The 20,023-nt window shown below is 53.1% G+C and carries 9 protein-coding genes; 1 reads left to right on the forward strand and 8 read right to left on the reverse strand.

The window, feature by feature from the left end; genetic code table 11:
• Positions 1 to 5: 5 nt before the first annotated feature.
• Positions 6 to 9,473: a Cna B-type domain-containing protein gene (locus Q0L39_RS00855; RefSeq protein WP_296626447.1), complete on the reverse strand. Its 9,468-nt coding sequence runs from the start codon at positions 9,471 to 9,473 to the stop codon at positions 6 to 8.
• A 375-nt stretch (positions 9,474 to 9,848) separates the two neighbouring features.
• On the opposite strand from Q0L39_RS00855, the gene Q0L39_RS00860 reads away from it, so the two are divergent.
• The gene (locus Q0L39_RS00860; protein ID WP_296626448.1) at positions 9,849 to 11,240 is read left to right on the forward strand and encodes an MATE family efflux transporter; all 1,392 of its coding nucleotides are present in this window, start codon (positions 9,849 to 9,851) and stop codon (positions 11,238 to 11,240) included.
• A gap of 535 nt (positions 11,241 to 11,775) precedes the next feature.
• Here Q0L39_RS00860 and Q0L39_RS00865 read toward each other — a convergent pair.
• The 7 genes from Q0L39_RS00865 to Q0L39_RS00895 all read right to left on the reverse strand — a co-directional run bounded on the left by Q0L39_RS00865 (position 11,776) and on the right by Q0L39_RS00895 (position 19,793).
• Positions 11,776 to 13,422, reverse strand: coding sequence for an FAD-dependent protein (locus tag Q0L39_RS00865; RefSeq protein WP_296626449.1), 1,647 nt, complete (start codon positions 13,420 to 13,422; stop codon positions 11,776 to 11,778).
• A gap of 81 nt (positions 13,423 to 13,503) precedes the next feature.
• Positions 13,504 to 14,799, reverse strand: a complete 1,296-nt coding sequence (locus tag Q0L39_RS00870; RefSeq protein ID WP_296626450.1) for a CdaR family protein — start codon at positions 14,797 to 14,799, stop codon at positions 13,504 to 13,506.
• A 41-nt stretch (positions 14,800 to 14,840) separates the two neighbouring features.
• On the reverse strand, positions 14,841 to 15,710 hold the full coding sequence (gene cdaA / locus Q0L39_RS00875; RefSeq protein WP_296626451.1) for a diadenylate cyclase CdaA: 870 nt from the start codon (positions 15,708 to 15,710) through the stop codon (positions 14,841 to 14,843).
• 180 nt (positions 15,711 to 15,890) lie between these two features.
• Positions 15,891 to 17,036 (reverse strand): aminotransferase class V-fold PLP-dependent enzyme, encoded by a 1,146-nt coding sequence (locus Q0L39_RS00880; protein ID WP_296626452.1) that lies wholly within the window; start codon positions 17,034 to 17,036, stop codon positions 15,891 to 15,893.
• Positions 17,033 to 17,269: a hypothetical protein gene (locus Q0L39_RS00885; protein WP_296626453.1), complete on the reverse strand. Its 237-nt coding sequence runs from the start codon at positions 17,267 to 17,269 to the stop codon at positions 17,033 to 17,035. The genes Q0L39_RS00880 and Q0L39_RS00885 overlap by 4 nt, the downstream gene beginning before the upstream one ends.
• A 65-nt stretch (positions 17,270 to 17,334) precedes the next feature.
• A complete protein-coding gene (gene ispF, locus Q0L39_RS00890) occupies positions 17,335 to 18,513 on the reverse strand; it encodes a 2-C-methyl-D-erythritol 2,4-cyclodiphosphate synthase (RefSeq protein ID WP_296626454.1) in 1,179 nt (392 codons plus the stop codon).
• Positions 18,514 to 18,653: 140 nt separating this feature from the next.
• A complete protein-coding gene (locus tag Q0L39_RS00895; protein ID WP_296626455.1) occupies positions 18,654 to 19,793 on the reverse strand; it encodes an FtsW/RodA/SpoVE family cell cycle protein in 1,140 nt (379 codons plus the stop codon).
• Positions 19,794 to 20,023 lie beyond the last annotated feature (230 nt).

Raw genomic sequence — 20,023 nt, forward strand, 5'->3', positions numbered from 1 at the left:
CTGTCCTAGCGGTCAGAATGTCGTTTGTTGTGTTTTCTGCGTTTTCTGCCTGCCAGATACCATACGCCTGCACAGGCTGCGCCTGCGCCCGCTACACCTGGCCAGAAGAAGCCTCCTGCACCGGTGTTGATGGTCTGGAAGTACTGGTTGTTGTGGACGGTGTAGGTCACCTCGCTGGCAAGATAGCCGCCGGTGACTTTCCAGTATAGGTCTGCCGGTTTCTCGGTTGTCAATGCTTCAAAAGAAACTGCAATCGGCTCGGTCAGGCGGTTATAACCATCCGGCGTGCTGACTTCCACAATCTGATAGTTGATCTGTGTGCCGTTCTCATCGGTCAGCAGCAGGTGGGTGTAGGTCAGCTTGCCGTCCGCATCGGTGGTCTGCTGTACTTGGAATGTCGCTGCCTTGCAGACGGTGTCATCGATGTCTTTCCAGTTTCCGGCGGTGTCCTTGTACTGCAATTCAAAGACGACGCCCTCCAGTGCCTTGCCGTTGCCATCCATCTTCTCGATGTTTACCTTACCCATCGGGAGGTTCTTGACGGTAAACTTCTTGTCGGTGGAAGCCGAGTCAATCGTTTCTGGAGAGACGATTCCAAACAGATTGTCCTTCATCGACTTTTCGACAGTTTCCTCCACCCTGTACTCGTACAGAGTCGTGCCATCTGCGCGCGGCAGGTTCTTCCAGGTGGCGGTCCAGGCAGCCGATGCATAGCAGGTGTCGTTTTCAGTACCCGCTTCGCCGTTCAGTGTCACTTTTGCAGAAGTGTCGCCGTCATACTTAAATTCTGTCCATTCACCATCTTTGGGCCGCTGATAGAGGGTCAGGGTGACCGTCTTGTCTTTGCTTGGCGCACTTGGTTTCCACTGTTTCTCGGCGGTCAGGGTCATGTGGGTGCGCTTGTTGGTGACGGTTGTACCGCTGTTATCCTGATAGGAGACGGTGTAGTCGTTGCCAAACTTTCCACCAGCGTCAAGGATATCGTCATCATTAACCGTCGGTCCTGTCCAGCCCTCTTTCAGCTCGCGGGCACGATAGGTGTAGGTGACAACCTTGTCGTTCTCGATGCCGTTGGTCGGCAGACCGGTCAGCTCCGCTTTCCACAGGTTCGTTGATGACAGCTTCACAACAAGTGGATTGCTGCCATCTGTGACAATCTTCCACTCGTACACGGTTCGGCTGCCATCCGATGAGGTTTCGTTTACCTCGCGCTGGATGACCAGATGCACCTCCTTCGGCAGGCCGTCGGTCAATTTTTTGCCGGTTTCATCGGTCCAGCGCTTCTCCACATTCAGTTCCTGCGTCTGAAGCCGGTTGTGCAGTGCAATTTTCAGCGTTGTGCCGCTTTCTGCCGAAACTGCTGTCACATTCTGCGGTGTGAACAGGCCGCCCAAAACATCTGTGCCTTTGATTTCATGTTTCAGGGTCTGACCATTCACTGTCACATCATACTCCTGTGTCAATCCACCGGCTGTTATCTTTGTCTCAGCAACGGCATAATAGAGTGTTGTTCCGGCTTGATTTACCCTTGGCAAATCTGCAAAGGTTACCGCTTTGGTGCCGCCGATGGTGGTTTCCAAAGTCGGGGTAAAGTCGTAATTCGTGCCGAACCACTTCGTCCAAGGCTCTTTAAAACTGCCATCATCATTTTTGAAATACTGTGATGCAGGCTGCAATTTTTCATCGCCTTCTGCCACATACAGCTCGCCGGTGATGGTGATTTTATCCAGACCCAGGTAGTCGTCGGTCAGCTTGGTACCGTTCTGATCCTGCCATTCCTTGGAGAAATTCAGGTTAATTTTCAGCGAGTTGGTCAGATCATCCATCTTGTAGGTGTTGCCATTTTCCGACCAGCTGCCGTTGGCAGAGGCAGATTTTGGATAATAGTAATAGCCATCTAATCCATCTGTGTCCTCCTTGACGACATATTTCCACTCCATGCCGTTAGGAGCGAACTTTTCCAGACCAGTGATGGTGTAGGTCCATTCTTTTGCTGTGGCATCCGTACCGTCACTTGGTTCCCATTTCCATTCCCATTTTGAACCGTCGAGATTATGCTCAGGAACAGCTATAGGATCCTTTTCTGTGCCAATTCCGTTATTCTCTCCTCCTGACTGTGCAGGTGCCCAGCGCCACAGTGTCAGCGTTTTCTGGAAATCCTCCAGTTTCGGCCGCAGTTCCAGTGCATCATTCTGGTCTTCCCAAACCTTGGTGCCGGTCAGCTTGATGTTCTCCGGCTCGTATTTGTCGCCGAAGGTGGCGGAAACATCGAGGTTTGCCGCGGTTGCATCATTTACGTTTTTGGTCGGATACAGCTCGTTGTCATACTTCAGGTAGCCATCTTCCATTACGCCCTGCGAAGGAGCTTCAAAGATAGTCCCAAAGTCTTCTACTTTGACATCTCCGCCTTTCACAGCGGACTGGTAGTTGAGGTAGCCGACTACCTTTTCGCGGACAAAGTACCGATACTCATAGCCGTTTGGCTGGTAGATCGGCAGGTTTTCAAAGGTAAAGGTATCTTCGCTGTCCAGTACAAATGTCGTTGCATCAGGATCAGCAGCAGCTTCAGCAGCTTCAGCATCTGTTTCTACCTCCGCTGCGCTCCAGGTCAGCTCGACTGGTTCAAAGCCGGCGTCCTCATAATAGTTTTTGCCGTCGGTGGTGTATTCGCGCACAAGCTCGATGGTGACAGCCGGATAAGCCTTCCAGTTTTTGCCGACCTGCAGCAGCTTTTTGACCTTGAGTGCGCCCAGCGTTGGATTATACTCATTCTTAATCTGGTAGCCGCTGCTCTCAATCTTGCTGAATATCTGATCCTTGCTGACAGTCTCATCCTTAAACTCGATCTCTTCGGTCAGGGTGTAGCTGTACTGCTGGCCATTATCATCATATTTTGGGATTTCCTCTCGTTGTTCAGCAGGAGGGGCACCAATAGCAGTCTTGCTACCATCCTTGTTCAGCTTCCATTCGCCGGTTTTATCAAACGTAAAGTTTGTTTTAAGCGCACTGGTCCAATCTCCGGTATTGATGGTGATGCTGGCGATTTCACCGCCCGGAGATGTGCCGTCTAGTTGTCCATCATTACCCAGCACGCCATCGCAGGTGATGGTGAAGGTAACGGTCGGCAGATTCTCCGGTTTCCACAGCGACGGCAGATTGTCCCACAGTTTGACGCCGGAAATCTCTGCCGGAGCCTCGATGCGGTTGGTGAAGGTTCCACCTTCCAGCACCGCTTCTTCGTTTTCGCCGTCCACAACTACTGTCCGTTTCCAATCCTTATCTTCGATCTGTGTTGTATCATCTCCTTCTATCGTTCCAGTCTCCGTGACATAGCTCAGCTCGACCGGAACATAGTCAAAGTTTGCACCGTCCGCCGCCATGCGTTCGGTGGCATAGTAGAAGATTTCCCGACCTTTGTCATCATACTTTGGCAGCTCCTTAAAGAGACAGCTCCATTTATATTCTGTCCACTCGCTACCTTGGAACTCGGTCCAAACGCGGTCGTGGTATGGTTCGACAACCTCCAATTTGTCGGTATCGTTGTCCAGACGGTACAGGGTCAGATAGATATCCGGACGCATGTCAAGAATCCGATAGACATAGTGGTCCTTCCACGTTTTGTGGAAGCTGACATCCTTGGTGCCAGACAGCTTGTTGGTGACCTTCATTTCCTGACTGTCGGTGTCGTCACCATCATCATCATTGTGATTGGACTGATATTTTCCCGCTTCCACCGAACTGCTGCATTCCTTGAGCAGTTCGATCAGCTCGGCGTCGGCAGATTCTTCCTCCAACTTCTTAATCAGCTCATCTTTCTTCTTAATACAATCATTGTAACTGATGTTTTCCGGCAGATTGCCTGTGCCCTTGTACCACATTTCCTTGATGGTGTAGTGGGCCACCTCGCCTAAAGTATTGTACTTTGGCAGGTTGCAGAAGTAATAGTCCTGCGTATTGTTCTCTGTGCCCAAAATCAGCGGCAGGATTGCTTTACTTTCCTTTCCGGCATTGTTTTGAATCTGAACCTTCTCTTCACCGCCCAGTGTGACAGTATTCTCTTCATAATCAATGTCATATTCTCCACTGTCGACATAGCTCTGATCCTGTTCGGCAAACTCCAGCACCAGCACCGGTGTGATGTTGGCTTTTTCCAGTGCTTTTTGCAGTTCTCCGCCGTCCTGCCAGATCTTGGTGGCGGTGATGTCTATGCTGCCCAGTCGACGGTTGGTGACGACATAGACATCTTCGTTCGCGATGTTTCCTTGATCGCCGTTCTTCAATATCGAGTAGGTGATCTCATAATCGTGGTGCTTGGCCAAAACCTTGTTGGTTTCACCGACATAGTTGGCTCCATCCTGCTTGACAGCTCCGCCTGTGATCTGGGTATCACCCATCTGGGTCTCGAGGACATAGACGTTGTTCACATTATAGTTGGTTATACCGCCATTCTGCAGATCCTCGTCGCTGAAATAGAGATAGTCCATGCCGACGCCGTTTGCCTCGAGCGTCAGCGTGCCCAGTTCAACATCGTTTTTACCATCTACATAGTAGTAGGCGGTGATGGTGACATCCTCGCGGTGGTACAGGTCGCTGTCGTCGATCCAGCGCTTTCTAATCAGGATGCGGTACCCTGTACCGATTGGAGGCGGGTTGCTGACCGAACCCTCATAGTCGCCGGTGACAGGGTCGCGGGTGATGTCATAGCCAGCGACATATTTATTTCCATTTTTTTCTTGCTCGAAGATAAAGTATTCCAGCTGATAACCGCCCTCGTCATAGCGCGGCAAGCCTTCGATATGGACCGGCCAGTGGGCAGCATCCTCCCCGATTTGATCTTTCGACAAAGCGCCCAGCTCCTGAACGGTGACGTTGTATGTCTCCTGTCCGATTGTGACCCTCTCTGTTGTTTCAGGGTCATCTTTTGTACCATCCAGGGTTACCTCAAACAGTTCCTTGTTCTGGCCGTCTCTGCCGCGGGAATACAGCTTAAAGGTGACGCCACCGTTTTGGATAACATTTTGTAACTGATCTTCCGTCCAGCCATTCTGCCAGATCTTGGTGAAATCATAGTTGATGGTATCCTTGACCTTGTTAACGATGGCTGCATTTCCTTTCTGAATCTCTTCCTCGGTCGGTTGAATCGACTCAAAGAGAACCGTCTGCCCATTCTCTTTTTCCCACTCGATGATGGGCTTTCCATCCTTATCCTTTGTCATCAAGTTTTTCTTATCTGGGTCGGTTGACAGATAGACCTTTGCCTCCATAAACTTGTATTCCAGTTCCTTGCCATGCTCGTTATAGGTCGGCACCGACATGCTGGCGCTCTGCTGGAGATTTTCTGCCGTAAAGCCCTCCATCTTCAGCACCTTGCCCTCTACGATGTCCCACGGGATCTCATCCGTCGAACCCTTCAGGCGGGAATACAGCTGCAATTCGACCACAAAGTCGGACAGCTCACTCTGGAACGAGGAAGCCTCCCAGCGCTTGGTGGCAGAAATCGTTCTGCTGGCGGTGATGCGGTTGGTCAGCGTGCCGTTTTCGTAGATATAGATGTTGCCGTTCTCTCTGGTTTCGCCCGATGGCAGAGGGTCAGGCGTAACTTTTCCATCGTCGCCTACTGTGCCAAATACCTGCTCATAGTCGGAACTTCCCTCTTTTTCGATAATTTCCTTGCAGACATAGATGTACTCATATCCCTCTGGGCCGTATTTGTCCAGCTGGGTACTAAAGTCGATGACTTGAGTATCTTTGTCAGTATCCAGCTTTACCGTCAGAATTTGTCCATCTGCACCACGAACCGGCGAGGCCTGATCCCAGGTTTCTTTTCCAGGGCGGTAGCGCCAAAGTTCAAAGCGGCCTGTTGGACGTTTACCCTTATCATCCATATCCAGCCAGACTTTGTTTGCCTTATAGGTGGTATTTCCCTGCAGTGTCAGCACCATGGTATCGCCATGGAACACCTTATCGTTGTTGACGCCCTGTGTTTTGTACTCGACGGTCAGCCAGTCGCCTTCATCACCGATGCCAGTTGCCGGCAGATTTATTTTGCTGACGTCGACTTTTTCGTCATTGTATTGAACTGCATACTGCACCCTGTCACCGTTGACCGTATAGGTGCCAAGGCCGGTAATTTTGACGATATAGTTGCCATTGTCATCCTTATCTACATTACAATCAATCGAGGAATCATTCTGCAAAAGCTTTGCAAGATTGATGGTACCCGTTCCGTCCTGAACATTTTTTGCCGCATAGTACAGGGTAAAATTCTTCACGATCAGATCTTTTATCGTGCCGGTGTCAGGATCGCCTTTCGCGCCGTTTCGCAGATCCACGGTAAAGGAGAACGGTTCTTCCAACAGGTAGTACCATTTTCCCTTTTTCGATTCAGCCTGCCCGTTCCACCAGGTGTAGTTGGGTATATCTTCCTCCGGCACATACTTCCAGACGACCTGTCTGCTGTTGTTTTCGTTACCGCCATAGTGGATGGAGGTTGGAAGGTTTGCTGTGGCCTTCCAGTGATTTCCACTTTCTGTTATCGTGATCAGGTTATCTATATTGTCTAACCCTACCTGCCCCATATTTTCGGCAGTCAATTCGATGTAGTCCTTGTCGGTCACATCTTCCTTGTTCTGTCCTTTGTCCAGAATACAGAACGCCAGCTTCATCCCTTCTTTATAGTTCGCTGTTGAAGGACGCTTGAAAGTATCATCCTTATCAATCCAGTAGATGTCCTGGGTCTGATCGACTCTTTCAGCGATCGCGACGTCCTTTTTCTTTTCCTCCAAGAAGTCTTTCAGCGGATAGGTGCTTTCCTTTTTGGCAAGCTCTTCGGCTGGCTCACCTGCCGATGTCACCGTTACCGAGGAGGTCAGTGTTTTCGGCGGATTGTTTTGGGTATCATCGGTCAGCGTGACCGTCACTGTGCGGGTCCAGGGTTTATCTTTTTCGATCTTAACCGGATTATCCGTGGTACCCCAGGTCAGTGTTTTTGCATCAGTGTCCCATGTTTTACCCGATTCATCTTTGACAGTCGGCGCAACCTCGGTGTTCGTTTTTGCTGGTGCCTGCATAGTGATGATGACGTTGGCATCCGAGCCATCCTCCGCGGTATTCTCCACCGTAATCTGATAGGTCACCTGCAGTTTGCCCTTGTCACTAAAGGTCGGCTGGCCCGACAGCTTATACGTTACACTCACTGCTGAATCTGCTGTCGGCACCGGATCACCCTCATCAGGTGCTGCTCCCAGCGACAAAGGAGTGGCTGCCGATGCCGAGCGGGTGAGTTCTTCCCCTGTCTGGGAAATCGCTTTAAAACTGGTGGCAACGCCGATCTCGCCCTCGGCAAATTCATCCAGCACCTTTAATGCCGAACCGTGCAGCACAAACTGAAGGTCAGGTGCAGCAAGCTCCCGACCTTGATTTTCTGCGTCGGTTATTGTTTTTGTGTAGGTGATGGTCAGAGCAGAGCCATTCACCACAGCAGAGATGTTCTCTGCTGTGGCTGACACGTTACCGGTAACGTCCAAATTGTCGATGGTGACCACCGGCACCTCGCCGATGAGCACCTGATTGCCGACCACCTGTGCATTCCCCGTTGGGTACTGCAATCCCTGCGGCAGTGTAAATGACTGCTCCAGCGTCCATTCTCTGGTATAGATGGTACCGGTCTGCGCATCGTTTTCCGACTGGATGGTCACATGGTAGGAAAAATCCTTGTCGATGATGCGCTCTTTGGGTGGTTCTTCAGAGGGATTCTTTTCCTTTGGCAGCGAGTCGGACTGCCCGTTATTTTTATAAAGCGTTCTGTCGGCCTGCTGAACCATTCCCATCTGATACAGCACCGATGACATCGCAAATACCTTGCTCACCGTTCTTGGCTGTGTTTCAAACAGGTCGCTGCGTTTCGGCTGACCATCATCCGGTTCTGCCGGACCTTCGACCAGACTGAGTTCGCCCCACGAGAACGGCTGCACTGCAAAGGTCAGTGTTCCGCCGCTGATTTGATGAATCACCTGTGGAGGAGTTGTGTTTTCCGGCTGTTCTGTTGGCTCGCCGTCCTGCTGCTGACCTGCCGGATCATCGTCCTGCTGCTGATCTGCTGGATCATCGTCCTGCTGCTGACCTGCCGGATCATCGTCCTGCTGCTGACCTGCCGGATCATCGTCCTGCTGCTGACCTGCCGGATCGCCGTCCTGCTGCTGACCTGCTGGATCGTCATCCTGCTGCTGACCTGCTGGCTCGCCGTCCTGTGGCTGATCTGCTGGCTCGCCGTTATTGCCCTGCGGTTCCAGTTCGGTCGATGGACGAGCGACAAATTCTTTGACAATCTGTACTCCCTGCAGTTCCACTGTTCCTTCGCTCTGGGATTCCTGCTGCAGAGCTTCGCCCTCGGTCTGGAACTGTTCCTGCTGTTGGGCGTTTGAAAGTTCTTCTTTGCCAGCTTCACTTTCGCCGGTTTCGCTACCAGCTTCGCTGCCATCGGTTTCATTGCCGCCAGTTTCGTTTCCGCCGACTTCGCTGCCATCGGTTTCGCCGCCGGTTTCGCCGCCTTCTGGTACTTCAATGTCGCCGGTTTCTCCGTCGCCTGGTACTTCGATGTCGCCGGTTTCTCCGTCGCCTGGTACTTCGCTGCCACCGGTTTCATTGCCGCCAGTTTCACCGTCGCCGGTTTCGTTGCCGCCAGTTTCGCCGTCACCGGTTTCGCCGTCGCCTGGTACCTCACCTTCGCCGGTTTCTCCGTCGCCTGGTACCTCACCTTCGCCGGTTTCGCCGTCGCCTGGTACCTCACCTTCGCCTGGTGCCTCACCTTCGCCGGTTTCGCCGCCTTCTGGTACCTCACCTTCGCCTGGCACTTCGACGTCACCATCAGTTGGAGGCAGTGTTTCCTCCGGCGTTTCAGGAGCAACCGGTTCCACAGGCTGTTCTGTCTGCAGCCAGGTTTCGTTGACTGTAATATCCTGTTCGGTTACCGGAATGGATATTTCCTCGTTGTAACCGTTTTGATAGAGCAGATTCAGTGGCTGATTGACCAGGGCCTGACCTGCGCTCAGTGAAAATTGCAGAATGGTACTGCTGCCATCCTCATAAAGTTCCACTGGTACAGAAATGCCCATCGTGTCCATCCACTGCACGCCCTCTGGCTGTGCCTGATTGATCGCCTGCAGCGCATGCTGCGGCAGTCTCACCGCAATCTGTGTGTCTATCGTTTCCGGAACATTGACATTCATATAGAATGTTCCCGTTTCCCCCATCTGCACCGTGCTTTTTTCTGCTTCCGGTGCAAAGCTCAAGGTAACCCCTGCTACCTCCTGAGGGATCTGTTGATTCTGTCCATCATCAGACACCGTTTGTTCCTGCTGAGCAGAGAAGATATCTCCTCCCCACGCGAAAACGATGTCTGGCAGATTTGTCAGTGCGATTACCAGCACAAGTAACAAAGCAACTGCTCTTTTAGAAAAGAAACTTTGCTTCATCTTCGTTCCCCTTCCTCTTCACTTTCTCGTCATCTCCAATACTTTTTCCAACAAATTGTTTGCATATAACAAACATGCTATTTGTGAACCTGATGGACAGTCTTAGAATTCACAAATATTTCGCTTTGATTATACCATATTTATACGTTATTTGAAAAGATGTTTCAACTATGTTGTATATTTCGTCATTATTTGATAATTATTAAACATTCCGTGTTATTATTTTATATTATCTTCATTTATTTTTTACATCAATTTAGCGTTAGTGATGATTTTGGTCTATCGTTTTTATACAAAATATCGTTGTGTCGAATCTTAGTTCGTGCTATAATGGAAGTTAATTTAATTTGCGTATAACGGAAGGAGAGTTTTTCGATGCAACCATCAAACAGTAAAACCGTCCTGTTTGAACAGACTGCCATCCCGAAAGCTGTTGCACAGCTTGCCGTTCCGACCATCCTCAGCTCGCTGGTCATGGTCATCTACAACCTTGCCGACACCTACTTTGTCGGCATGCTCAACGACCCTGTCCAGAATGCAGCGGTCACACTGGCTGCGCCGGTGCTGCTTGCCTTTAACGCCATCAACAACCTGTTCGGTGTCGGCAGCTCCAGCATGATGAGCCGTGCGCTGGGACGAAAAGACTATGAAACCGTATCCAACAGCTCCGCCTTTGGCTTTTACTGCGCACTGGGCTGCGGCGCCATCTTCTCCCTGTGCTGCACCGTCTTTCGCCAGCCGCTGCTGAGCCTGCTGGGTGCAGACAGCACCACCATCGACGCCACCGCCTCCTATATGCTGTGGACCGTCACCTGCGGTGCAGTGCCTGCCATCCTCAATGTCGTCATGGCTTATCTGGTCCGCTCGGAAGGTTCGGCCATACACGCCAGCATCGGCACCATGAGCGGCTGTCTGCTCAACATCGTCCTCGACCCGATCTTTATCCTGCCATGGGGACTCAACATGGGAGCCGGCGGCGCGGGACTTGCCACCTTTATCTCCAACTGTGTCGCCTGCCTGTATTTCTTTGTGCTGCTGGCTATCAAACGCGGACGCACCTTTGTCTGCATCAACCCCAAGAAATTCACCCTCAAAAAGGAGATTGTCCGCGGCGTGTGCGCGGTCGGCATCCCGGCCTCGATTCAGAACCTGCTCAACGTCACCGGCATGACCCTGCTCAACAACTTCACTTCCGCTTACGGCGCAGATGCCGTCGCTGCCATGGGTATCTGTCAGAAGATCTACATGGTTCCGATGTACGTTTCCCAGGGACTTTCCCAGGGCATTATGCCGCTGATCAGCTATAACTACTCCAGCGGCAACATCCGCCGTATGAAACAGACGGTCAGCTTTTCGCGCAAGGCTGCGCTCACCATCATCATCTCGGTGGCGCTGCTCTTCGAGCTGTTCCCAGCCACCTTTGTTTCGCTGTTCATGCAGAACGAGACGATCATCGCCTATGGTACCCACTTCCTGCGCGGCTTCTCGCTGGGACTGCCCTTCCTGTCGCTGGATTTTCTGGCAGTTGGTATCTTTCAGGCGGTCGGCATGGGACGCGAATCGCTGCTGTTTGCCATCCTGCGCAAAATCGTGCTGGAAATCCCTGCCCTGTGCATCCTCAACTGGCTGTTCCCTCTGTACGGTCTGACCTATGCCCAGTTTACCGCTGAGGTGATTCTGGCCATCGCTGCACTGATTGTAACAGCCCGCCTGTTCCGCCGTCTGGAACGCGAACATTCCGTCCCGACTCAGAGCACAGAAGAATAATTCTGTTAAGCAAAAAGGATGTCCTTTCTATTGGAAAGGACATCCTTTTTTATTTTGCTATTTTCCGTTTGATCTCTGTATCTCATGGGCTTGTACAGAGAATCCGTCTATTCTTTCTCCTCCAAAGGTGCGTAAATCGACATCACCTGTTCTGCGACACGCACGCCATCGTGGATGGTGGAATCCACCATCCCAACGGCGAAATGCTACCTTCCCGACGGAGTGTTACTTTCTTTCCTCCAAAGGTGCGTAGATCGACATCACCTGTTCTGCGACTCGTACGCCATCGTGGATGGTGGAATCCACCATCCCAACGGCGGAATACTGCCTTCCCAACGGCGTGCAGAAAATTTGCCTATTCCTTCTCCTCCAAAGGCGCGTAAATCGACATCACCTATTCTGCAACTCCTACGACGTCGAGGACGGCGATAGCGTGCGGAGAATCCGCCTACTTCTTCTCCTCCAAAGGTGCGTAGATCGACATCACCTGTTCTGCGACTCGCACGATGTCGAGGACGGCGTGCAGAAAATCCGTCTATTCTTTCTCCTCCAAAGGTGCGTAGATCGACATCACCTGCTCTGCGACACGCACGCCGTCCACGGCAGCGCTCACAATGCCGCCCGCATAGCCGGCGCCTTCTCCACAGGGGTACAGTCCGCTCAGACCCAGCGCCTGTAACGTGTCAGGATTGCGGGTGATGCGCACCGGCGAGGAAGTTCTCGTTTCGATGCCGGTAATGACCGCATCCGCATCGGCAAAACCAGGCAGCTTGCGGTTAAATCGGTGCATTCCCTGCTCGAGCATGGTGTTGATTTGCTCAGGGAAGGCGCTGCGCAGGTTTGCCTCCTTGACACCGCACGAAAAGCTCGGCGTGGTCGAAGCCATCGAAAGGTCAGGGCTGCTCTGTTCCAGAAAGCTCTTGACCGACTGGGCAGGAGCGCGGTAATCGCTTCCACCCAGGCAGAATGCCTTGTGCTCCAGCTGACGCTGGAAGGCGATGCCGTCGAGCACGCCGCTGCCATAGTCGGCGGTATCCACCGACACCACCAGCGCCGCATTGGCATTCTGGGCATCGCGGGCATACTCGCTCATGCCGTTGGTAACGACGGTGTTTTCCTCCGACGAGGACGCCACCACAAAGCCTCCCGGGCACATACAGAAGGTATAGACGCCTCTGCCCTGTTCATTGCGCCAGGACAGCTGATATTCTCCTTTTGGCAAAGAGGGATGACCTGCACTTTTTCCGTACAGTCCGTAGTCGATCACCTTCTGGGACTGTTCGATGCGCACACCCACCGAAAACGGCTTTGGCTCCAGCACCACCTGCTTTTGGCACAGCATCTCAAAGGTGTCGCGCGCACTGTGGCCCACCGCAAAGATGACCGCCTCGGCAGGGATCTCTCCCTGCTCCGTTTTGACCGCCTGCACACGGCCATCTTTAAGCACAACATCCTCCACCTTGGTCAAAAAGTGGACCTGTCCGCCCAGACGGATGATCTCCTCGCGGATGTTTTTGACCACTCCTCTCAGCAGATCGGTGCCCACATGCGGTTTCTGGCGGTAACGAATCTCCTGTGGTGCGCCGTGGCGGATCATCTCCTCCAAAATAAAGCTGCATCGGGAATCGCTGATGCGGGTGGTCAGCTTGCCGTCCGAAAAGGTGCCGGCGCCGCCTTCTCCAAACTGCACATTGGTGGCGGTGTCGAGCCGGCGCTCCTTCCAGAAGCCTTCCACTGCCTGCACACGGCGATCTACATCGGCGCCGCGCTCCAGAATGATCGGACGGTATCCCATCCGCGCCAGAGCCAGACCCGCAAACATTCCCGCCGGACCAAATCCGACGATGACCGGCGGACGCTGCATCGGCTGGCTTCCACAGGAAAATTGCAGCGGGACACTGTGCTGAATCTTGATCTGCTCTGCATTGCGTCCATGGACACGGGACAAAACCTCCCGCTCCTTGCACGCCAGTTCCTTTTCATCGGCATTAAGCTCGAATCCCACCGAGCTGACCAGCAGGATATTGTCCTGGTGACGGGCATCCACGCTGGTTTTGACCAGATAGGCACAGGCGATTTCCTCCCTGCGAAGGTGTGCCATCTTTCGCGCCGCTTCCAATATCTTTTCTCTGTCCGATGAGTCCTTCAGCGATGTTTTTACCTGTGAAACGATAATCGCCATATCAAACCGCCTTTCTGTTCTCTCACAACAACGGGAGACTGCACTGTGCAGTCTCCCGCCTGTATCCTCTGTTCACTTTTCTCAGGATTGATTCTCGGTCGCCTCGTCCTGCTGACCGGTGACGTTGTTTTCCTCGATCAGCACGATCGCCTTATAATCGCCGACCGCCCAGACCAGACCTTTCTTCGGTACCGAGATGGTGACAGGCAGTTCCACCTGTCCCGATGTGATGCTCGAGCTTGCCTGCAAGTCCACTGTTGCCACAATGTCTCCCGCTACCAGGCTCTCCACAATCTCCTGCGGGCCCACGATCTCCACGTTGGTGATCTCCTGGGTCGTCGCCTGTGCCTCATAGTTGAGCGGTACATTCTGTACCACAATATTGCTGACATTAAAGCTCTTTTTGATCATGCCCTCGGAATTAAACTGAACCAGCACATTCTGGATGTTCTGGGTGTTGACAAATCCGGTCGGGAGTTTTACCTCAAACGATTCGGTCTTGTTCAGATCCAGACTCTTGATGTCGATCTGACCCAGCGGAATCGAGGCGTAGTTGTCGATAGCCTCTGGCGGACCTGCTACCTCGATCTCCTCGTTGGAGATGGTGAAGTCCAGTTCATCGACTGGGAAACCGTCCGGAACGTTAATAAAGTCCAGCGTTACCGGTACAACCTTCTTCTTGAGGATCGGGATGGTGACACGCGCCTCGGTCACATCGCTGACCACATACTTCAGATCCAGCTCGTTGCCGTCAGCATCGAGGAATTTGAGCGGCAGCGTCTCGGTGTAGCTGCTGGTCAGTTCCTGGTCAATATCCTTTTCCACTACGCACTGGCTGATGCGGGCAATATCCTCGGCAGGACCGGTGATTGCCACGCTGCTCGGGCTGACACTGACATCGCGGATCAGATAGTTGTCGGCCGGTGCACTGTAACCGGAGAGTTTTGCTTTGATCTCCAGTGTCTTCGTCTGGAGGCTGTCAAATTTAATCTGGATGCTCGACGGAGAAATTTCCTCGATGGTGATGTCCTTGCTGCCGTCCACCACCTCTCCTTTGAGCTCTATGGTGTGCATTCCCGCGGTGGTTACCTTGGAAATGTCAGGGTATACGCGGATATCGTCGGCGGTCAGATTGCCGATGTCATAGATGACACCTTCCACCCGCACCGACACCTTTGGCTGTTCGCTGGAGATGGTGCTCAGTCCCAGCTTGCCGATGGATTCGTCGACCTCTTCCATGTCGATGGAAACGCCCGAGATGGTCTTGCCCTTGGTATCATTGCTGTCCAGCGCCACAAACAGCCAGGCAAAAAAAGCCATCACCACCGACAACACAACCAGAAAGGTTTTGTTGTCAAAAATAGATTCTTTTTTCATCCGAAGGTCCTCCTTTTCCTGTCAATCTCTGCGCGGTGAGCCTACTTTTTCACCTTGCGCAGCAGCGCCTTGACGCTGTTTTGTTTTTGCTGTTCTCCCTCGTGGGAGTGGAGGATCTCATGCCGCAGACGCTGCTCCAGCTGCGGGATGGTAAAGTTTCGTTCGATGACGCCGCCCTGTGCCACCGAGATGGTGCCGGTTTCCTCCGAAACCACCACAACAACAGCGTCCGAGTTTTCGCTCATACCCAATGCTGCGCGGTGACGGGTGCCCATCTCCTTGCTGATGGTGTAGTTCTGGCTCAGCGGCAAAAAGCAGCCCGACGCACAGATGCGTCCATCGCGGATAATCATGGCGCCGTCGTGCAGCGGCGAATTGACAAAGAACAGGTTGCCGATCAGCTCGTTGCTCGGCGTTGCATCCACCACCGTTCCGGTCTTGATGATCTCTCCGAGCTTGGTTTCCCGCTCGAATACGATCAGCGCACCGGTCTTTGTTTTGGACAGATATTCACAGGCATTTGCAATGGTGGTGATGCTCTCGTTCCAGACGCCCGCCAGCTGGCTGTCCTTCTCCTGGGAGGACTGGAAGATGTTGAGCCGGTTAAACTTGGTCTGTGCCACATGCTCGAGCATCCGGCGCAGCTCCGGCTGAAAGACGATGACCAGCGCCAATACACCGGTCGCCACCAGGTTCTGCATGATGAACCTGACCGTCTTCATGTTCAGATTATACGCCACAAAGTAGAGCAGCAGCAGCAAAATCAAACCCTTTGCCAGCTGCATCGCCCTGGTTTCGCGGATCAATTTGATGACCTGATAGATCAAAATTGCAACGATTACAATATCTACAATATCCCATACACCGATCGCCCTGATCGTACCGATGATTTGGTTCCATTCACTTACCATTCTCATCATCCTCTTTGTTGTCTTTTGATTCTCAGCTTCCAATCTCTGCCGGCGGACACATTCACAGCCTGTCCGCGCAACATCCAGCGCCGCAAATCGGCGCTGCTTTTCTCACATGCTTTATTGATTTTATTGTAACATATTTATAAATATAATCCAACAGCCGCTACAAATTTTTTTCTATCGGCGGATGCGGGCAATTTTTTCCGATACCTTGCAGACGGTTCGCACCTCGTCCATGCTATTAAAAGCACCCAGACTCATGCGCACCGTACCTTCGCGGTCGGTGCCCATCTTGCGATGTGCCAGCGCTGCACAGTGAAAACCTGCGCGGACAGCGATATGATGTTGATTGAGCAGCTCTGCTGCGCGCTCAGGATTCAGTCCCACATAATTCATCGCAACCACCGGCAGATTTCTGCCCAGCTGCGGCGGATTGGAGTAGAGCACCACGCCTCGGATGGAACGCAGCCCATGGTACAGTGCGCTGCACAGCTGCATCTCGTGGCGGTAAAGGCGTTCCGGTGTGTTTTTCAGCACAAAATCGACGCCCGCGCCCAGTCCGATGATGCCGCTGGTGTTGATCGTTCCGCTCTCCAGCCGGTCGGGCAGAAAGTCGGGCATCTCCGGCTCCATCGACAGACTGCCGGTACCTCCCTGACACAGCGACTGCGGCAGCAGGGAATTGTTGACGATCAGTACACCGGTTCCCGCCGGACCATACAGTCCCTTGTGACCTGGCATGCACAGATAGTCGATGTGCATCCGCGACAGGTCGATGGTGAGCAGTCCTGCCGTCTGGGCGGCATCCACCACCATCAGCAGACCGCGGCGGTGTGCCATCGCGCCGATTTTCTCCACCGGCAGCCGAAAGCCAAAGACGTTGCTGGCATGGGTGCAGGCGATCATGCGAGTATTGGGACGGATGAGCCGCTCAAAGTTGAGCACCGTCTGCTCGTCGCTTGCTGTCACTGCCGCGACATCGTAGGTAATCAGTCCGGCACGCCTAAGCGCCTCCGCCACACGGTAGACCGCGTTGTGCTCCAAATCCGAGATGATCAGGTGATCTCCTGGACGCAGCATTCCTTTGATGGCGATGTTGACCGACTCGGTGCAGTTTTTGGTAAAGACAATCTGCTCGGACTGACAGCAAAACAGCGTTGCCAGCTTTTCACGGCATTCATAGATTTTCTGTGCGGTCTGCATCGACAGATCATGACCGCTTCGTCCAGGATTTGCGCCGTAGCGCACCAAGGCTTCCCGCACCGCCTGTACAACTGCCGGCGGCTTTGGAAAGGTGGTGGCGGCATTATCAAAATAAATCATCGTCCGGTCCCTCCCTGCGGCAGCTGTTTGATCCTGATGCCGTTTTGTTCCAGCAGCCGGCGGGCCTTTTCGGCGTCTCCGCGCACTGTCAGCTGATATCCACAGCCGCTGGTTCTCTGGTGGTCGCGGCCTGCCCAGGCCATGATTCCACACTGCTGCAGCAGCTTCTGTCCTTTCAGCGCATAGGTCAGCGAGGTGACCGGTATTTCTGTATATTCAATGGTTTGACTCATAGCGATCCTCCTTCAGATGGGTCTTTCCCCATCTTATGCAGAATCGCCGCAGATTGACCTTCTGTCTATCTTTGCAGGATGCACACGCTGTGCGCGCTCATGCCCTCACCGCTGCCGGTAAAGCCCAGCTTTTCCTCGGTGGTGGCCTTGACGTTAACCTGTCCCTGTGTGATTTCACAGGCCGCCGCTATATTTGCGCACATCTGCGGAATGTAGTCCTTGAGTTTTGGCCGCTGTGCAATCACCGTCGCGTCGATGTTGACAATGCGATAGCCCTCCTTTTTGAGCAGCGCCACCACATGGCGCAGCAGTGCGATACTGTCTGCTCCGGCATAGGCAGGGTCGGTGTCTGGAAAATGCTTTCCAATGTCTCCCATCGCTGCTGCGCCCAGCAGTGCATCCATCACGGCATGTACCAGCACATCCGCATCCGAATGTCCCAGCAGACCCAGCTCCCACGGGATGTCCACTCCACCCAGAATCAATTTTCTTCCACGGGTCAGCCGGTGAACATCATATCCATGTCCTGCGCGGATCTCCATCTTTGTTTCCTCCTTCTCTCCGGCGATGGCCCGTGCAACGGCAACATCCTCCGGCGTCGTGATCTTGATATTCTGATAGCTTCCTTCCGACAGCCATACCTTCTGACCGATGTGCTCCACCAGCTGGCAGTCGTCGGTAAAATCCAGTCCCTCCTGCTGTGCCTGCGCCGCCGCTCTGCGGTACAGTTCGAGCGAGAAGATCTGCGGCGTCTGGGTCAGATACAGCGTGCTGCGGTCGGGCGTCTGTGCAATCGAGCCGTCGGGCGCCGCTACCTTGATGGTGTCCTTGGTGCGCACCGCCGCCGTCGCCGCTCCATGCTCTATCGCCGCCTGCAGGCAGCGTTCCACCAGCGCCTTATCCGCAAAGGGACGGGCGCCGTCGTGAATTGCAACGTATTCCACCTTGTCCGACAGCTTTTCCACTCCTGCCAGCACCGACTGCTGGCGGGTCGCTCCTCCTGCCGTCAGCACAAACGGCGGCAGCTGATACTGCTGCCTCCATCCCTCAATCTGCGCAAACATCTCCGGACGCGCCACCACCACAATCTCGCGGATCTGCTCCAGTGCATCCATCGCCAGAATCGAGCGCACCAGCACCGGTATCCCGCCGATGCACAGTCCCTGTTTGTCGATGCCCTGCATCCGCTGCGCCATTCCTCCGGCGGCAATCACTGCGCCGGCATAACCCCCATTTTCTCCCATTCGATGTGACCTCCCTGTTTTGTCCGCCTCTCTATGGTGGCAGAACTTCGTTTATTTTTATAGCAATAAATGTAAAAATTATAAAAATTCTGACAATTACAAAATCAGACCTCGGCGACGCCGAGGTCTGTCGATTCCAACTATCCAAACAGCAAATCCTTGCCGCTGTGCATATGGACGCTGAGCACCACGCCGATGGCAAGGTAGAGCGTACCGGTGGAGGTACCTCCCGCCGACAAAAACGGCAGCGTAACGCCGATAACCGGCAGCAGCTTCAAACACATGCCGATGTTGATGATGATCTGGATGCCGATGAGCGCAAAGACACCCACACAGATATATTTGCCCATCTCATCACAGGCATGCAGTCCGTTGTACAGGATTCGGATGCAGATGAACGCCAGCACCGCCAGCACTGCGATGCAGCCGATAAAGCCGACCGTCTCCCCGATATAAGTAAAGATAAAGTCGTTGTAGACCTCCGGCACATAGCGGAATTGTCCGGTCTCCATAAAGATACCGTTTCCCCACAAGCCGCCGTTTCCGATGGCGATCAGTCCTCTGTCCTGCTGCCAGGTGATCGCTTCGCTGACCATCTCCGGATTGATGATTGCCAGAATTCTGCTTTTTTTGTCGTCATCCAGCAAAAAGTTCCATGCCACCAGCGCCGCCGGCGGAATGACTGCCAGCACCGGCACGATGTATTTCCACGACAGTCCCGCCGCAAACAGCATGCTTGCAAAGATGACCGCCATGACCAGCGCGGTACCGTCGTCGCCCTGCAGGTGGATGATCGCACAGGGAATGGCTCCGTGGATACACAATGCCAGCAGCTGCTTTGGATGGTTTAGCTTTTCGCGCACCGTCGACAGATGGTAGGCAAAGCTGATAATAAACGAAATTTTCAAAAGCTCGGACGGCTGAAAGCTGATCGAGGTGAACGGGATGGGCAGCCATGCCTTGTCGTCGACCCAGTCCACACGCTGTACGCCAAACGGAAAAACCAGCAGCGCCAGTCCATAGCACAATGCACTGTGCCACTTCCACATCCGTGCCATCGTGTGATAGTCAATTTTGGAGAGGACCACCGCCGCAGCGATGCCGCACAGCATCATCGCCGGCTGCACCAGCACGGTATTGAGTCGTCCGATCTCCCCATTTTTATATAAGCTGTAAATCAATAGCGTGCTGAATCCCGACAGCGAGATGCAGCAGACCATCAGCATCCAGTCGGTGTCCCGAATATACCTGCCGATGGCAGAAAAAAAAGATTTTACCATAGCCAAAAGCCTTTCTTCAAAACGTGTTGCGTGTCCTTCTTTTTCCCAGAAAGCATCCGATTTTGTGACTTCCCTATTATATTATGAATCGACCCATCTTTCAACCGGAAATAGATGAATATTGCCGCAGATTTTTTCTTCCCTCTTTTCCCCTTCCAAAAAGTATGGTATACTGAAGTCACCAATTGTATGTAACAGTCTGATTCGATGCGCTGACATATACTTGCGGC

The organism is uncultured Negativibacillus sp. (genome assembly GCF_944388365.1).
Taxonomy (GTDB): Bacteria; Bacillota; Clostridia; order Oscillospirales; family Ruminococcaceae; genus Negativibacillus.